Below are 14,621 nucleotides of genomic sequence, written 5' to 3'. Positions count from 1 at the left end.
CGGTGGGCGCCGGCGAGCGTGGCCCGCCGAGAACCACCCTGCGGCTCAGGGCCGGAGTGGCGTGATGCCCTGCGCCTCCCTCGGGAAGGTCGCCAGGGTCGCCGCGTCGATGTTCAGGTGCGCGGCGACGAGCGACGGCGGGACGTGCGCCAACCAGTTCGCGAGCGAGACCTCCTCGTACCGGTCGGTGCGGAACACCTCGAGGAACTGGAGGACGTCGTCGCCGGTGTTCTCGACGTAGTGCCCGAGGTTCTTCTTCACGACGCCGATGTCGCCGGGTCGGAAGTCGGTCGTGTTCGCGTGCGGGCCGGTGTTGAAGACGGTCATGCGGGCGGATCCACGCAGGTAGTACTGCCACTCGTCGGCGTTGGGGTGCCAGTGCAGCTCACGCATCGAGCCCGGCTCGACGGTGACCAGCGCGGCGGCGACGGACTGCGACAGCGGGAAGTTGGTGCTGTCGCCGATCTGGATGCTGCCGCCGCTGTTGCGGTGGAGGGGTTTCGACCGGGAGAGGCGGAAGATGATCGGTTCGGAGGCGCCCCACTCGACGCCGGCGTCCTCCTGGTCCTTCGCGAGCGGGCCAGGCTCGTCACCGGGGAAGATCCACAGGTTGTGCAGCGGGATGTCCGAGAAGGTCTCCTGTGCGACCCCGAAGTTCTTGGACAGGACGTCCGGGGGCGTGTGCGCGAACCAGTCCGTGAGGAGCAGGGTGTTCGACTCCGACTGCTCGCCGTCGTCGAAGGCGAGCACGAACTCGGCGCCGTCGGGCCCGAGGCCCTGCAGGGAGTGCGGCGTGCCCGCGGGGAAGAACCAGAGGTCGCCCTCCTCGACGTCCTCCACGCTCGGCAGCCCGGATCGGCTCAGCGTGGTCACCCGGCACTTCCCCCGGGTCATGACGGCCCACTCCGCCGTCTGGTGCCAGTGGAGCTCGCGGATGCCGCCGGCCTCGAGGTACATGTTGACGCCGGCGATCTCGTCGGAGATCGCGAAGTCCTGCTTCGTCACCTCGCGCGCCCAACCGCCGTCCTGCACGCGACGGGGCGAGATGTTGAAGGACGACCAGAAGAACGCCTGCGTGCTGATGTCGGTGCCGGGCGCGTCGATCTGGTTCGGGAACTGACTCGCGATGGCCGGGTTCTGCGGTCCGGTCATCCGCGTGCTCTGCGGATGGAGGAGGGTGTTCTCCTCGCCCTCCGCCGGAAGGTCCGGGTTGCCCAACCGTGGGGCGTCGTGGTGGGGGACGGTGGCGTCCGTCGAATCCATGGTGATCCTCCTCATACTGCCGCGGCGCGGGGCCGATGCCCTCCAGCAGACCAGCAGGCGGCGGAGCCGGCTTCCTGCGGACGTCGGAACCTCGTCCGACACGGGTTCCGGACGGATCAGTCCTCGTCCGGCGGGGCCTCGTCCGACACCCGCTCGGCGAGGCGCGCCAGCAGGGCTTCGGAGTCCTCGTCGCATGCCCGCCAGATGACCAGACTCAGACCGAAGTGGTCGGGGACCTGGAGTTGCAGGTACCGCAGTTCGAGTGGACCCACTTCGGCGAGGACGAAGGTGAACGTCTCCGTGGCGCCCGGTTCGGCCCCGGGATCGAGGTCGACCCAGGCCTGCGCGAACCCTCGGTTGCCGGCGCGGAGCTCATCCACGAGGCGCTCGAAGACGTCATCCCACTCATGCGTGCCGAGCGAGCTGCGGAGCGCGCCGACGACGTGGTCGGTGACGAGCTCGGGCTCCGGGCTCGCCCGGAGGACCTCCGGTCGGAGGAAAGTCGATCGCAGCAGGTTGGCCCCCGGACGGAACGCCACCGACAGCGACCGCGCGAGCCGGTTCGCATGGAGCACGGTGAAGTGCCGATCGTGGACGAACGCCGGAACCGCGGACCAGGCGTCGACGAGGTCCACCAGGTCCCGCGGGAGCTGTTCGGACGGTTCGGGCCCAGCCATGCGACCACGATAGTGACGGTCCGCGGAACCCGGGTGGGACGCGCAGGGCCACGATCGCGACACGGCTGAGAACGTCCGGACATGTCCAGAAACAGCCCAGAACGGACCGGGAACGGATCCATCGGTCGGCCCGGGATCGGCGATGATGGGCTTCGACTCCATATGCTCTCTCAGACGGACGTGGTGATGCCCTCAGCTCGGTTGTCGAATGCGCTCGGCGAGTTCCTGCGCGCTCGCCGCGAGGTCGTGCAGCCCGAACAGGTCGGGATCCGGGGCGGAGCCAGCCGTCGGGTGCCCGGGTTGCGTCGCGAGGAGGTCGCCCACCTCGCCAGCATCAGTCCGGAGTACTACCTACGGATCGAGCAGGGGCGCGTGCATCGGCCCTCCGAACAGGTGCTGCTGGGTCTCGCCAGGGCGTTGCTGCTCGACGACAACGGACGGCGGTACCTGCTCCGCCTCGTCAGTCCGAGGCCGTTCATCCGAGCGGTCGACGAGCGCGCGTTCAAGGTGGACGAACGGGTGGCACGGTTGCTCACGCACTGGTCGGCCACGCCGGCGTACGTGAGCGACAGCAACCAGTACGTCCTCGCGGCGAACCCGCTCGCCCGGGCGTGGGTTCCCGCAGGCATGCTCGACCCCGGGGTCAACCTGCTCGTGTCCGCGTTCGAGCAGTACGCCGACTTCCGGGCGAGCACCGCGCCCGAAGCGCCGGAGTACGACCGCATCCACCAGGAGTGGGAGGGGACGCTCCGCGACCTCACCGCCCCGCTGCGCTACTACGGCCGTCCGGACGATCCGCGCCTGCAGGAGATCGTCGGCATGTTGTCGGCGAGGCATCCGGTGTTCCGGACCATCTGGGCCGAGCACCTCGTCAAACCGCAGACGTCGAAGCGGACGCGCACGTTCATCGAGCCGCTCGGCTGGGTCGACTTCCGGTCGCAGACCTTCGAGGTCCCCCAGACCGACCAGTTCCTCACGGTGTTCTTCGGTGAGCGCGGTTCAGCGGCTGCGGCGGCCATCGCCTACCTCGCCGCCGGTGAGGCGGCTCAGGGGGCCGACACCGGATCGCTCGGCGAGACCGCGTCGTCTCCGCTGACGTCCGCGGAGAGTCGCCGCAACGCCGCTCGCGCGGCCGGCCCGGACGGGACGAACACCATCAGGAGGTCGCCCTCCGGGCCTGGGGCACTCAGCACGTTGTAGACCATCCGGATGTCGCCGACCGGTGTCGGGAAGTGGATGGGCCCGGAGGTCTCGACCGTCTGCTCCGACGTGGCCCAGGTCCGGGCGAAGTCACGCGACATCGCCGAGAGCTCGCCGACGATCCGTGCCGACGCCCGATCGGTGTCGTGTTCGTCGACCGAGCGCTTGAGGAGCACCGCCGTCGTCGCGGACATACGGTCCCAGACGGCGTCCTCGGCCACGCGGTCTGGCGAGAGGAAGGCGAAGCGGGCCAGGTTGACGCCGGCTTGGAACGCGGGCGACAGGCGTGACGCGGCAGGGTTGGCCTCGATGACGTCGAGGGTGCGGTCGCACAGCACGACGGGCACCTCGCGCCAGGAGGCGATGAAGTCCCTGACCCGGTCCCGGCGTGCTCGGACGCCCTCGTTCGCGATCATGGGTCAACGGTAGGCCTTGGCGTCACCGTCGACCAGCCCCCGGAGGACACGGTTCCGTCGCGGTCTGACGCGCTCTCGGCGGGCCGGCCGGTGGCGGTCCACCGGCGGCTGCGGTCAGTCGGCTCGGACGGCGAGGTAGGCGAGCACCGCAGAACCCGGCGTCCCCGGCTCGGCGAAGATCGTCGTCAGCTGATGACCGGGCCAGTCGGGGACGACGAGGTGCTGGTACTGCAGTTCGACGGTGCCGAAGTCGTCGATCGAGGCCCGGAGCGGAGCGCCCGCGAGCGGCCGGGCGTCGTGCCGCGCCCAGAGGCGGGTGAACAGGGGACTGCGGCGCGTCAATTCTTCGACGATCTCCTGCAGGCGCGGGCTGCTCGGATCGCTGGTGTAGCGGAGCGCTGCGACCACGTTCGGGGCGTACGCCTCCCACTCCGGCGCGACGGCACGGATGCGGTCGTCGAAGTACCCGAGCACGTCGTTCTGCCCGACGTCGAGGAGGCCGCCGCCCACGTGCCGGGCCAGGGCGTTGGACGCGACGATGTCACGGTTGCCGTCGGTGATGTAGGCACCTGTGTCGGACCAGTGGTCGAGCAGTGTCGTGTCGGGCACCGGCCGCTCGGCGGACGCGGGCGGGTGCGACTCCGACGGCAGGTGCTCGGCCGGGAAGAGGTCGACGTCGTAGGCGAGTCGGAAGAGGTAGTCCATGGCGTGCTCGTCCAACTGGAGGGCGCGCCCGATGCCCGCCAGCACGGCTTCCGACGGGCGCTGGTCCCGGCCCTGCTCGAGGCGGAGGTAGTAGTCGGCGCTGACGTCGGCGAGCGCGGCCACCTCGGTACGCCGGAGGCCGCTCACCCGTCGGCCGTCCTCACGGGGGAGGCCGGCGTCTTCCGGCCGGACCAGGCCCCGTCGAGTGGTGAGGTATCGGCCGAGGGCCACTGCCCGGGTGATCACGTCGTCCGCTCCTGCACGGGGTCCGGGCGGCCGGTCAGAGTCCGCGGGACACGGCGGCGGCCGCGGCGAGCCAGGCGCGCTGGGTGTTCGACCGGAGGGCGTCGTGGCGGATGACCCCGTTCTTCAAGGCAGGGTCGAACGGGACGACGACGACGTCGCGGACGTAGGGACGGAAGTCCTCGGCGTACGCGTTGGCGATGGAGGTGTCCTTCGCCTCGGCCTCGGAGACGATGACGACGGCGTTGCGCGCGAGTTCCGCACCCCGCTCGCTCACCCGGCTCACGGCGGTCAGGGTGAGCCGAGCGCCCTCCTTCTTGTCCTCGACGGTCGTGGTCGGGATGACGAGCTGGTCGGTGAGTTCCACCATGCGCCGCCAGTTGGGGGCGCCGGCGGAGTTGCCCGAGTCCATGACGATCAAGCGGTAGTACTTGGCGAGGACGCGGTGGACGAGGTCGACCTCGTCGGCGGTGACGACGTGTTCGCCGTCGGCCGCGGAACGGAGGACCTCGTACTTGTCACCGGGCTGGTGGTGCACGAAGCGGGACAGGTCGGCGCGCTCCGCACCGGGGGAGAGGAGGTCCCCGGCCGCGGCGAGGAGGTCGAGCACCGTCGAGTCGTGTCCGCCGTGCTCGGTCCGCCAGCCGAGCGTGCCCATCGTCTCGTTGTTGTCCCAGGCGGCGACACCGCCACCGCCGTAGCGGGCGAACACCGATGACAGGTTGACGACGGTGGGCGTCTTGTTGGCCCCGCCCTTCTGGTTCGCGACGGAGATGGTGCGCCGCCTCGGGAAGTGGCGCGAGACGGCGTTGACGTCGTCGCGTTCGGCGCGCTCGTTCGCGGACGGCGGCATGGAGAACCCGAGCTTGTTGAGCAGGCCGGCGAGTCCGTGCTGGGCCGGACCGATGGTCGGCGGGGCGAGGAAGGACGGTGCGTCGCGCAGGTCCCGGCGGGCGGCGGGCGCTGGCGCCTGCACGCCCGTGGGCTGCTGCGGGGCGACGGGCGGCTGGTGCTGCGGCGCCTGCGGCGCGGGGGCCGGCTGGCGCTGGGTGGGCGTGGTCGGCGCGGCCTGCTGCGTGGGGACGGAGCGCTGCGCCGACATCGGCTGCGGCGGGCTCGGCTGCGGCGCGCTGGGCTGTGACGCGCTGGGCTGTGACGCGCTGGGCTGGCTCGGCATCGGCTGGAACGGCGGGGCGTCGAGCCGTTGCTGCTGCACGGCTGGCCGCTGGGGCGGGGTGGGCTGCGCCGGTGGCGTCGTCGTCGCCGGTCCGGCCTGCGGGGGCACCCCGGGCGGAGCCTGGATCAGCGTCACCCGACGACTCGCCATGGGTGGTGCGGGCGCCGCAGGTGTGCCGCCCCGAGCCGGTGCCACCGACTGCGGCTCCTCCTGCAGTTCGCCGTCGACGCCGACCAGGAGCACGGTGACACTCGTGGGATCGGTCACGGTCACCCGGATCGGCCGACCGGACGTCCTGGCCTCGGCCTGCATCAGTTCGACGAGCTGGCGGCGGGCCGTTCCAGCGTCGGTGGCGGAGAGGTATCGCTCGGCGGTGCCCACCCGGAACACGCCGGAGTTGTCCGCCAGCAGCGAGGCCGTCATCGGCGGGAAGTCCTGTATGGAGGTCTTGTCGATCATGCTCAGCTCCTTCGCGGCGGGTGTGAACCCGTCACCACTATGCCTTAGTACGCCGCATGTCGGATATTTGAGCGGAACGGTGGCCCGGTCACCGAGCGTGCCGGCCGGCCCGCTCCGAGCGCTTCAGGGAGCAGGTCGTGCCCTGTCGATGCGCCCTCCGAGACCGACGTACATCGATCGATGGAGCTCGGCGACGTGCTCGGAGGCGAGGCGACTCGCGGTGGCCACATCGCCGCGGCGGAGGGCGTCGACGAGGAGGGCGTGCTCCTCGTTCGATGCGCGCAGGTACTCGATCCGATAGGGGATGAAGTAGGAGTACAGCTCGCGGGACACCCGGTCGTGGAGCTCCGCCGCTCCCGGTACGCCTGCCGACGCGGCCAGCTCGGCATGGAAGGCCGCGTCCGCCTCGCGGAACCGACTCCAGTCGGGCTCGGTCCGCATGGCCGCCACGAGTTCGTCGAGCCGTCGCACCGACGCCACCTCCGGCGCGGCCGCAGCCAGCGCCGCCAGCCCGGCCTCGAGTGTCGCCCGCTGGTCGATGAGCGCATGCACGTGGACGGCGTCCTCGCGGTAGGCGGCGATCTCGGGCACGGTGCCCACTGCCGGCGTATCCGCGATGAACGTGCCACCCGTGTTGCCCTGCCGCCGGACGACGATGCCCTCCTCGCTCAACGCCCGGTACGCGCGGCGCACCGACATCTCGCTGACACCGAACGCCCGGGCCGCCTCCTCGGGTGCCGGGAGCCGCTGACCTGGCGCCAGCATCCCGAGCTCGACCGCCAGCGAGATCCGCGCGCGGACGGTGTCGACGGCGGTCGTGCGTCGGATCGCGCCGAGCGAGGGCGAACCCAGATCCATGTCGCCCTCGTCTCGTGTGGTGCCCGCCCGGCGGCGCTGCGTCAGCTCGCGGTCGGCTGCTCGGCGCCCGTCGTCGTCGCGCCGTCCGGCTCGGCGTCCAAGGAGAACCGCTTCCCCATCACGATACCGACCAGCATCGCGACCACGGGGATGAGGGCGAGGACAACGCTCACGGCGACGCTTCCGCCCGTGACGAGCGTGAAGTTCGAGAGGACGAGCCACAGCGCGAAGGCGAGACCCACCACCGCGAGGATCGGGAACACCCGTGCGCCCCAGGTGCGGCCGGCGACGAGCTCGGGTCGGCGTGCGAAGAAGACCAGCACGGCGATCGAGGTCGTCAGCATCAGCAGCACCATCCCGACGGTCGCCACCCCGGCCATGGATCCGAAGACCCCGACGAGCGGGTCGAGGCCGGCGAGGGCGAGTGCGGCGAGGACGATGGCCGCCGTCACCGTCTGCACGATCGAGGAGGTCGAGGGTGAGTGGTGTGCGGGGTGGCGTCGACCGAGACGGGCGGGCAGCACCGACTTCTGCGCGAGGGTGAACTGGTACCGCGCGATGACGTTGTGGAACGAGAGGACGCACGCGAACAGGCTCGTGATGAGCAGGACCTGGACGACGTCGCGCATGATCGGGCCGAGGTAGGTGGTCGTCGTGTCGAGCAGGAGGTTGCCTTCGCCGGCGAGCGTCTGCTGGGCGACGGCGACGGCGTTCCCCGCACCGATGCCCGTCACGAGGGCCCAGCACGAGATCGCGTAGAAGACGCCGATGATGATCACAGCCAGGTAGGTGGCCCGTGGGATGGTTCGCTCCGGGGTGCGTGCCTCGTCCCGGAAGACGGCGGTGGCCTCGAAGCCGATGAAGCCCGTCAGTGCGAAGAGGACGGCGACCCCGATCCCGCCGGTGAAGATGTTGGACGGTTCGAAGGTCTCGACCGCGATGCCGTCCGCGCCACCGGTCGCGAAGATGACGACGTCGAGCACGACGACCACGAGGATCTCGAGGGTCAGGGCGATGCCCAGCACCTTCGCGCTCAGGTCGATGTGGCGGTAGCCGAGCACCGCGACGATCGCCATCGTCGCGAAGGAGTAGAGCCACCAGGGCAGGCTCGGTCCGCCGAAGAAGGTGACGAGGTCGTCGAGCGCCCAACCCATGTAGCCGTAGACGCCGACCTGGATCGCCGTATAGGCGATGAGCGCAGTGAACGCTGATCCGAGGCCGAGCCGTGAGCCGAGCCCGGCCGTGACGTAGGAGAAGAACGCACCGGCCTCGCGGACGAACGGCGTCATGGTGACGAAGCCGACGGAGAAGACGAGGAGGATGACGGCGGCGAGTGCGAAGCCGATCGGAGCCCCGGCGCCGTTGCCGGTGCCGATCGCGATGGGGACGTTGCCGCCGATGACAGTGAGGGGTGCGGCGGCGGCGATCACCATGAAGACGATGGAACCGGTGCCGAGCTGGCCGTCGAGGCGCTGGCGCGGCTCGGCGATGGGGTTGACGGTCATGAGGTCACTTTCCGGGGGAGTCGGGGGACTCGGGAGGGGGAGCGGACGGGGTCGTTCAGTACAGCTCGGCGCGGCGGTCGGCGAGGTAGGGGGTCTCCTGCCTGGCGCGCCTGGTGGCCTCCGGATCGATCGTGGCGATCATGAGACCGGTGGAGTCCGCGTCGAGGGCGTCGAGGATGACGCCGTCCGGGCCGACGATGCTGCTGCGGCCGACGTAGGTGAGGTCGCCTTCGGACCCGACGCGGTTGACGTAGACGAGGGGGGTCTGGTTCTCCCAGGCGCGCACCGGGATGAGGCGCTCGGCGATGTGCGCGTACGGCTCCATCTGCGCGGTCGGGACGATCACGACGTCGGCGCCGTCGAGGGCCGCCGCGCGGACGGTCTCGGGGAACTCGACGTCGTAACAGATGAGCACGGCGATGCGGACGCCGTGCAGCTCGACGATCGGCGGCAGGGTGTCGCCGGCGACGAAGAGGTGTCGGTCCAGGTCGCCGAAGAGGTGCGTCTTCCGATACCGGAGCAGCTCCGTGCCGTCGGCGTCGATGAGGACGAGCGCGTTCGCGACGCCGCCGCCCGGGACGGGTTCCGGCAGACCGGCGAGGATCGCGATGCCGACCTCCACGGCGATGGACGTGACCCGGTCGACCAGCTCCGGCGTGGCGAGCGGGGCCAGGCGGTCGCCGAGGTTGTAGCCGGTGACGAACATCTCCGGGGTGACGAGCAGGTCGGCGCCGCGTTCCGACGCGTGCCGCGCGGCGTCGGCGATGAGGTCGAGGTTCGCCTCGACGTCTCCGAGGATGCCGTGGTGCTGCAGTCCGGCGACGGTCAGGGTCATGGCGGTGGAACTCCTCGAGTGGGACGGGCGGTTGCATCCAGTAAACAGCTCAAAGTGATCTGTTTGATGTCCATCGTGTTGCAATCGGGTTTCGCCCACAAGAGGCGGGCGACATACTGGGGGCGTGTTCCCCCTCCCTGTCGACGTCCCGATCGTGCTCGGCCCCTTCGGCGGTCTGTCCTCGGTGGAGCTGACCGCGACCGTGAGTGAGCTGGGTGGCCTCGGCTCCTTCGGGCTCTACGGCTACGACGCCGAGCGCATCGAGCAGACGGCCGCCGCGCTCCGTCGGCGGACCGATGCCCCCTTCGCCCTGAACCTGTGGCTGCCGACGGGGGACGAGGTGGGTGCCGAGGGCTCCGACGCCGCATTCCAAGCCGCCGTCGCAGCGCTCCGGCCCGTGTTCGACGAACTCTCCCTGGACGAACCCGCGCGCCCGACGCAGTACACCCCGCCGTTCGACGAGCAGATCGAGGCGGTCCTGGAGGCGCGACCGGCCGTGGTCAGCTTCGTCTTCGGGGTCCCGCCGCGTCGGGTGGTGGAGGCCGCACACGAGCGAGGGATCGCCGTCGTCGGCACGGCGACCACGGTCGCCGAAGGACTCGCCCTGCAGGACGGCGGCGTCGATGTCGTCGTCGGTACCGGCATGGAAGCCGGCGGGCACCGTGTCTCGTTCCTGCGCCCGGCCGAGGACTCCCTCGTCGGGCTCGTCGCCCTCATCCCGCAGCTCGTCGATGCCCTTGACGTCCCGGTGATCGCGGCCGGCGGCATCGCCGACCGGCGCGGTGTCGCCGCCGCACACGCGCTCGGTGCGTCCGGCGTCCAGGTCGGCACCGCGTTCCTCCGCACGGGTGTCTCCGCCGCGACCGACGAGCATCGTGCGGCCATCGTCTCGACACCGGCTGACGGCACGGTCCTCACCCGGGCGATGAGCGGTCGGCTCGCGCGGGGCATCCGGAATCGCGTGCTGCGGGAGATCGAGGCGTCGGGAGCCATCGGTCCGTTCCCGATCCAGAACTGGCTGACCGGCCGGTTCCGCACCGTCGCGTCCGAGCGTGGCCTCGCCGACCTCCAGGGGTTCTGGTCAGGTCAGGCGGCGCTCCTCACACGCGACCGGGCCGACGCCTCGGCGGTCTTCGCGGAACTCGCGGCGGGTCTGCCGGTCCCACCCAGGGCACCCTGACCCCGGTCGGCACCGCACGCAGGACCGCGTAAGCTGGAGAGGACTTCCTGCAAGAGATGAGACGTTCACCGTGCCCAGCATCCCGTTCGACGGCGCCAAGCACGATCGGTACTGGATGGTCCCGATCCTGCGCGCGGTGGTCGCGCTCGCCACGGCAGGGGTCGTCACGTTCACGCAGGGTCACTCCTCGCAGTTCGGGCTGATCGTCTTCGGCGTCTTCGCGCTGCTCTCCGGCGCGATCGTCGCGGTGTCCGCCTTCCCGAACTTCTCCGACACCGTCACCCGGGCGTTCTTCCTCGGCCAGGGCGTGATCGGCGTCGTCACGGGCGTCTTCGCGCTCATGGTCAGTGGCGGTGGCCTGAGCATCTTCCTCTACGTCGTCACCCTGTGGGCCGCGCTGACCGGGTTCCTCGAGCTGTACAGCGGCATCCGTTGGCGCGGACGCCTCGCTGCGGCGAAGGACTGGACGGCTGTCGGCGCCTTCACGGTGCTGCTGGCCCTCGCGACGCTCCTCGTCCCGCCTGGCCTCGAGCAGCGTTTCGCCGCCCCGGGAGGTGTCGAGGGTGTCCTCCGTGCGGACATCGTCGTCGTCGGCCTCGTCGGGGCCTACGCCGCCATCATCGGCGTCTACCTCGTCATCGGCGGGCTCTCGCTGCGGTGGGCGGGCAACCGTTCCGCTGCCGCTCCGGCCTCCGACGACACCAACGGCACGGTTGGAGCCGCATCATGAGCAAGCCCAACCGAGACGACGTCCTGCGTCCCATCGAACTCCTCGTGCTCTCGGGCGTGATGGGCGTCTTCACGGGCGTCGTCGTCCTGATGTCCACCCGCGAGATCGTCCTGTCGCTGATCGGTCTCGGCATCGCGTTCATCGCCTCGCTCGTCGTGCTGGCGATGCTGGCGCTGGCCGTGAAGCCCGACTTCCAGGAGAAGCTCGACCTCGACGAGCAGGACGGCGACGACAAGCGTCCGCCGCAGCCCTCCGGCCACTGACCCGCCGGCGCCCCGGTCCCTGAGGCGCACCCCGGTCCCTGAGGCGCACCCCGGTCCCTGAGGCGCACCCCGGTCCCTGAGGCGCACCCCGGTCCCTGAGCCTGTCGAAGGGCGTCGCACCCGGTCCCTGAGACTTCTTGGTCCCTGAGCGTGTCGAAAAGCCGCCCCGTAGCAGGCTCGGCACCCGGTCTCCCGGCGCCGAGCCCGTCCGCGTGTCCTACGGCAGGTAGTCCACGAGGTCGTCGGACAGCCCGAGGTACGTCGCCGGGGTGAGCTCCAGCAGGCGCCGCTTGGCGGCGTCCCCGATGTCGAGTCGGCCGACGAACTCGACGAGTTCCGCCTGGCCGAGCCGCTTCCCGCGGGTCAGCTCCTTGAGCAGCGCGTACGGGTCCTCGATGTTCGAGCGGCCGGCGGTCACTTCGGCGCGGATGACCGTCTGGATCGCTTCGGCGAGCACCTCCCAGTTGTGGTCGAGGTCGTTCGCGAGCACGTCTTCCGCGAGGTCGATCTGGCCGAGTCCGCCGAGGATGTTGTCGAGCGCCAGCAGCGAGTGGCCGAAGCCGACGCCGATGTTGCGCTGGGCGCTCGAGTCGGTGAGGTCGCGCTGCAGGCGGGAGGTGACGAGGGTCGCGGCGAGGGAGTCCAGGATCGCGCTCGACAGCTCGAGGTTCGCCTCGGCGTTCTCGAAGCGGATCGGGTTCACCTTGTGCGGCATGGTCGACGAGCCGGTGGCTCCGGCGACGGGGATCTGGCGGAAGTAGCCGATGGAGATGTAGGTCCAGATGTCCGTCGCGAGGTTGTGGAGCACGCGGTTCGCGTGGGAGATCTTGCCGTAGAGCTCCGCCTGCCAGTCGTGGGACTCGATCTGCGTGGTCAGCGGGTTCCAGTCGAGGCCGAGACCCTCGACGAACTCGCGGGAGATGGTCGGCCAGTCGGCTTCGGGGTCGGCGACCACGTGCGCGGCGAAGGTGCCGGTGGCTCCGGAGAACTTGCCGAGGTACTCGTTCGCCGCGATCTGCCGGGCGATGCGCTCGAGCCGGTACACGGTGACGGCGAGTTCGCGACCCATCGTCGTCGGGGTCGCGGGCTGGCCGTGCGTGCGGGCGAGCATGGGGACGGCGCGGAAGTCGACGGCCTTGGTGCGCAGGGCGTCGAGCACGAGCCGGAGCTTCGGCAGCCAGATGGACTGGACGGCCTGCGACACGGTGAGTGCGTAGGAGAGGTTGTTGATGTCCTCGCTCGTGCAGGCGATGTGGGTGAGTTCCGCGATGCGGTCGAGTCCCAGCTCGGACAGCCGGTGGCGGACGAGGTACTCGACGGCCTTCACGTCGTGGCGCGTGACGGCTTCCTTCTCGGCCAGCCAGTCGATGTCGGCCTGACCGAAGTCGAGGTAGAGGGCTCGGAGGCGCTCGATCTCCGTCGGCGAGAGCGGGGCGGACCCGAACATGGAGTGCTCGGTGAGGTAGATGAGCCACTCGACCTCGACCTGCACGCGTGCGCGGTTCAGGCCGGCCTCCGACAGGTATTCGCCGAGTGCCGTGACGGCGGGGCGGTAGCGGCCGTCGAGTGGGCTGAGCGGCTGGGCGGGGAATTCGGTCATGGGGTGGCTCCCTGGGTCAGTGCTGGTTCGAGCTGGTGGAAGAGGGATCGGCAGGCGTGGTCGATCATGCCGAGGACGGTTTCGAACATCTGCTCGTCCGAGTAGTAGGGGTCTGGAACGTCGCGGGTTCCTGCGGTGTTGTCGAAACTCAGCAGCAGATGCACCTTGGAACGGTCGGCGTCGTCGCTCGCCCAGGCGCGGAGGATGCGTTCGTGGCTGCGATCGAGGGCGACGACGAGGTCGTAGCTGTGGAAGCGGTCGGGGTCGAACTGCTTGGCGCGGTGGGCGGTGGCGTCGTGGCCGTGGGCCCGGAGGGCGGCGACGGTCCGATGATCGGCGTGCTCGCCGACGTGCCAATCGCCGGTGCCCGCGGAGGAGACCTCGACGAGCTGTTCCAGACCGGCGGCCGCGACGAGGTCGGTGAAGACGCTCTCCGCCATCGGGGATCGACAGATGTTGCCCGCGCAGACGAAGCACACGCGGAACGGGGTGGTACCGGGGTCGGCCTCCCCGAGGGTGTTCATGCGTCTATTCTGGCCGACCGCGCCCGGGCCGTCGAACTGTTCCCGCCAGACTCCTCCACACCTCGCCGCCAGCCCGGCCGCTCCACAACGTGCGGTCGCGCCGGCATGGCCGTCCGATCGGTTCGGCAGAGTCGACGACAGCGCCGGCAGCCGTCCGGGTGGAGAGGAGGTTCCCGATGGGAGACGTCACGGAGACCATGTGCAGTGTCGATCGCGGGGCGGAGGACGCGACCGCGGTCCTCGAAGGGCGAGCCCGATGTCTCGAGGATGTGCTGTTCGGAGTGAACACGGAGCTCTTCCGGTTCGTGCAGGCGCGCGCTGGTCAGGAGTGGGTCGGATCGGCGGCCACGCAGTTCTCCTGGTCGGCGGACGAACTCACCACCGTGCTCCGTGAGGCGGCCTCGGCACTAGACGAGGGGCTGAGAAGTACCCGTGGGGCGGCCTCGTCCATGGTCGACGGGGGCGGGGCATGAGCGACGACATCACCATTCGCGGCGGCGGCGTCGTGGCGGTGGACACGGAGGAGCACCTCCGCTTCGCCGGCCTGCTCCTGGAACTCGGCGATGCGTGCGCGAGCTGGGCGGACCGCGCCGAGTCCGTGTCGACCGATGACTTCTCCGTGTGCAGCTCGGCCCATCCGTCGTCCCCCAAGCAGACGCCAGGGCGGGGAGTGAGGCGGCGGCGAGGGCGGCCGCTCACCTCCGCCATGCGAGTGAGGACGCGACGCGGTTGGGAGGGAACCTGATCCTCACAGCGGAGAACTACGGACAGATCGAGCGGCAGGTGCAAGCACTGTTCACCTTCGCCGGAGGTGTCGCCGGGTGGGCCATGGGCGCCTCGCCGCTGATCCCGCTCGCGATCCTGACCGCCGTCGGGGAGGTCGCGCTCGTCAGAGCAGCGTTCCGTGCGATCGTCGGGCTCTTCTCATCGGAGGCCGTGGAGGACATCGACGAGGCCTCGGCTCGGTCGATGCGCGAGCTGGTCTC

At 70.4% G+C, this 14,621-nt stretch carries 15 protein-coding genes and 1 pseudogene; 6 read left to right on the top strand and 10 right to left on the bottom strand.

The features are described 5' to 3' along the window. Positions 1-45 precede the first annotated feature (45 nt). On the bottom strand, positions 46-1,263 hold the full coding sequence (locus ITJ57_RS00145; RefSeq protein WP_194668320.1) for a cupin domain-containing protein: 1,218 nt from the start codon (positions 1,261-1,263) through the stop codon (positions 46-48). A 116-nt stretch (positions 1,264-1,379) separates the two neighbouring features. Beyond that, a complete protein-coding gene (locus ITJ57_RS00140) occupies positions 1,380-1,940 on the bottom strand; it encodes a hypothetical protein (protein WP_194668319.1) in 561 nt (186 codons plus the stop codon). 81 nt (positions 1,941-2,021) lie between these two features. Here ITJ57_RS00140 and ITJ57_RS00135 point away from each other — a divergent pair. Beyond that, positions 2,022-2,948 (top strand): annotated as a pseudogene (locus tag ITJ57_RS00135) (helix-turn-helix transcriptional regulator); the annotation flags it as partial. Positions 2,949-2,986: 38 nt separating this feature from the next. Here the strand turns inward: ITJ57_RS00135 and ITJ57_RS19210 are convergent. The 6 genes from ITJ57_RS19210 to ITJ57_RS00110 all read right to left on the bottom strand — a co-directional run bounded on the left by ITJ57_RS19210 (position 2,987) and on the right by ITJ57_RS00110 (position 9,338). Continuing rightward, positions 2,987-3,556, bottom strand: coding sequence for a hypothetical protein (locus tag ITJ57_RS19210; RefSeq protein ID WP_370582088.1), 570 nt, complete (start codon positions 3,554-3,556; stop codon positions 2,987-2,989). A 114-nt stretch (positions 3,557-3,670) separates the two neighbouring features. Beyond that, positions 3,671-4,507 carry a helix-turn-helix transcriptional regulator gene (locus ITJ57_RS00130; RefSeq protein WP_194668317.1) on the bottom strand — a complete coding sequence of 279 codons (837 nt, stop codon included), beginning with the start codon at positions 4,505-4,507 and terminating at the stop codon, positions 3,671-3,673. A 34-nt stretch (positions 4,508-4,541) separates the two neighbouring features. Next, a complete protein-coding gene (locus tag ITJ57_RS00125) occupies positions 4,542-6,140 on the bottom strand; it encodes a chromosome partitioning protein ParA (RefSeq protein ID WP_194668316.1) in 1,599 nt (532 codons plus the stop codon). 123 nt (positions 6,141-6,263) lie between these two features. Then, positions 6,264-6,998, bottom strand: a complete 735-nt coding sequence (locus ITJ57_RS00120; protein WP_194668315.1) for a FadR/GntR family transcriptional regulator — start codon at positions 6,996-6,998, stop codon at positions 6,264-6,266. Between the two features lie 41 nt (positions 6,999-7,039). Beyond that, entirely contained in the window at positions 7,040-8,503 is a 1,464-nt protein-coding gene (locus tag ITJ57_RS00115; RefSeq protein WP_194668314.1) for an APC family permease, read from the bottom strand. A 55-nt stretch (positions 8,504-8,558) separates the two neighbouring features. Then, entirely contained in the window at positions 8,559-9,338 is a 780-nt protein-coding gene (locus ITJ57_RS00110; protein WP_194668313.1) for a carbon-nitrogen hydrolase family protein, read from the bottom strand. Positions 9,339-9,462: 124 nt separating this feature from the next. On the opposite strand from ITJ57_RS00110, the gene ITJ57_RS00105 reads away from it, so the two are divergent. From ITJ57_RS00105 to ITJ57_RS00095, 3 genes are all read left to right on the top strand, one after another. After that, positions 9,463-10,518, top strand: coding sequence for a nitronate monooxygenase (locus ITJ57_RS00105; RefSeq protein ID WP_194668312.1), 1,056 nt, complete (start codon positions 9,463-9,465; stop codon positions 10,516-10,518). A gap of 70 nt (positions 10,519-10,588) precedes the next feature. Then, a complete protein-coding gene (locus ITJ57_RS00100; RefSeq protein WP_370582086.1) occupies positions 10,589-11,248 on the top strand; it encodes a hypothetical protein in 660 nt (219 codons plus the stop codon). Continuing rightward, positions 11,245-11,511 carry a hypothetical protein gene (locus ITJ57_RS00095; protein ID WP_194668311.1) on the top strand — a complete coding sequence of 89 codons (267 nt, stop codon included), beginning with the start codon at positions 11,245-11,247 and terminating at the stop codon, positions 11,509-11,511. Before ITJ57_RS00100 ends, ITJ57_RS00095 begins: the two co-directional genes overlap by 4 nt. 217 nt (positions 11,512-11,728) lie before the next feature. Here the strand turns inward: ITJ57_RS00095 and purB are convergent, their stop codons facing one another. Next, entirely contained in the window at positions 11,729-13,111 is a 1,383-nt protein-coding gene (gene purB, locus ITJ57_RS00090) for an adenylosuccinate lyase (RefSeq protein WP_194668310.1), read from the bottom strand. Then, complete coding sequence (locus ITJ57_RS00085) at positions 13,108-13,635, bottom strand: low molecular weight protein-tyrosine-phosphatase (RefSeq protein ID WP_056010486.1); 528 nt, start codon at positions 13,633-13,635, stop codon at positions 13,108-13,110. Before ITJ57_RS00085 ends, purB begins: the two co-directional genes overlap by 4 nt. Positions 13,636-13,811: 176 nt before the next feature. Here ITJ57_RS00085 and ITJ57_RS00080 point away from each other — a divergent pair, with 176 nt between their 5' ends. Together ITJ57_RS00080 and ITJ57_RS00075 are read left to right on the top strand one after the other, a co-directional pair. Next, the gene (locus ITJ57_RS00080; RefSeq protein WP_194668309.1) at positions 13,812-14,108 is read left to right on the top strand and encodes a hypothetical protein; all 297 of its coding nucleotides are present in this window, start codon (positions 13,812-13,814) and stop codon (positions 14,106-14,108) included. Beyond that, on the top strand, positions 14,105-14,380 hold the full coding sequence (locus ITJ57_RS00075) for a hypothetical protein (RefSeq protein WP_194668308.1): 276 nt from the start codon (positions 14,105-14,107) through the stop codon (positions 14,378-14,380). Before ITJ57_RS00080 ends, ITJ57_RS00075 begins: the two co-directional genes overlap by 4 nt. Positions 14,381-14,621 lie beyond the last annotated feature (241 nt).

Origin of the sequence: Plantibacter sp. VKM Ac-2880 (assembly GCF_015351235.1) — a bacterium.
Taxonomy (GTDB): Bacteria; Actinomycetota; Actinomycetes; order Actinomycetales; family Microbacteriaceae; genus Plantibacter.
This window is presented reverse-complemented; position numbering and strand designations above follow the sequence as displayed.

Bases quoted from the DNA above. Each gene is read 5' to 3' on its own strand.
- ITJ57_RS00080 (WP_194668309.1), top strand. From the start codon at position 13,812: ATGGGAGACGTCACGGAGACCATGTGCAGTGTCGATCGCGGGGCGGAG.
- ITJ57_RS00120 (WP_194668315.1), bottom strand. From the start codon at position 6,998: ATGGATCTGGGTTCGCCCTCGCTCGGCGCGATCCGACGCACGACCGCC.
- ITJ57_RS00145 (WP_194668320.1), bottom strand. From the start codon at position 1,263: ATGGATTCGACGGACGCCACCGTCCCCCACCACGACGCCCCACGGTTG.
- purB (WP_194668310.1), bottom strand. From the start codon at position 13,111: ATGACCGAATTCCCCGCCCAGCCGCTCAGCCCACTCGACGGCCGCTAC.
- ITJ57_RS00110 (WP_194668313.1), bottom strand. From the start codon at position 9,338: ATGACCCTGACCGTCGCCGGACTGCAGCACCACGGCATCCTCGGAGAC.
- ITJ57_RS00125 (WP_194668316.1), bottom strand. From the start codon at position 6,140: ATGATCGACAAGACCTCCATACAGGACTTCCCGCCGATGACGGCCTCG.
- ITJ57_RS00095 (WP_194668311.1), top strand. From the start codon at position 11,245: ATGAGCAAGCCCAACCGAGACGACGTCCTGCGTCCCATCGAACTCCTC.
- ITJ57_RS00115 (WP_194668314.1), bottom strand. From the start codon at position 8,503: ATGACCGTCAACCCCATCGCCGAGCCGCGCCAGCGCCTCGACGGCCAG.
- ITJ57_RS00140 (WP_194668319.1), bottom strand. From the start codon at position 1,940: ATGGCTGGGCCCGAACCGTCCGAACAGCTCCCGCGGGACCTGGTGGAC.
- ITJ57_RS19210 (WP_370582088.1), bottom strand. From the start codon at position 3,556: ATGATCGCGAACGAGGGCGTCCGAGCACGCCGGGACCGGGTCAGGGAC.
- ITJ57_RS00085 (WP_056010486.1), bottom strand. From the start codon at position 13,635: ATGAACACCCTCGGGGAGGCCGACCCCGGTACCACCCCGTTCCGCGTG.
- ITJ57_RS00075 (WP_194668308.1), top strand. From the start codon at position 14,105: ATGAGCGACGACATCACCATTCGCGGCGGCGGCGTCGTGGCGGTGGAC.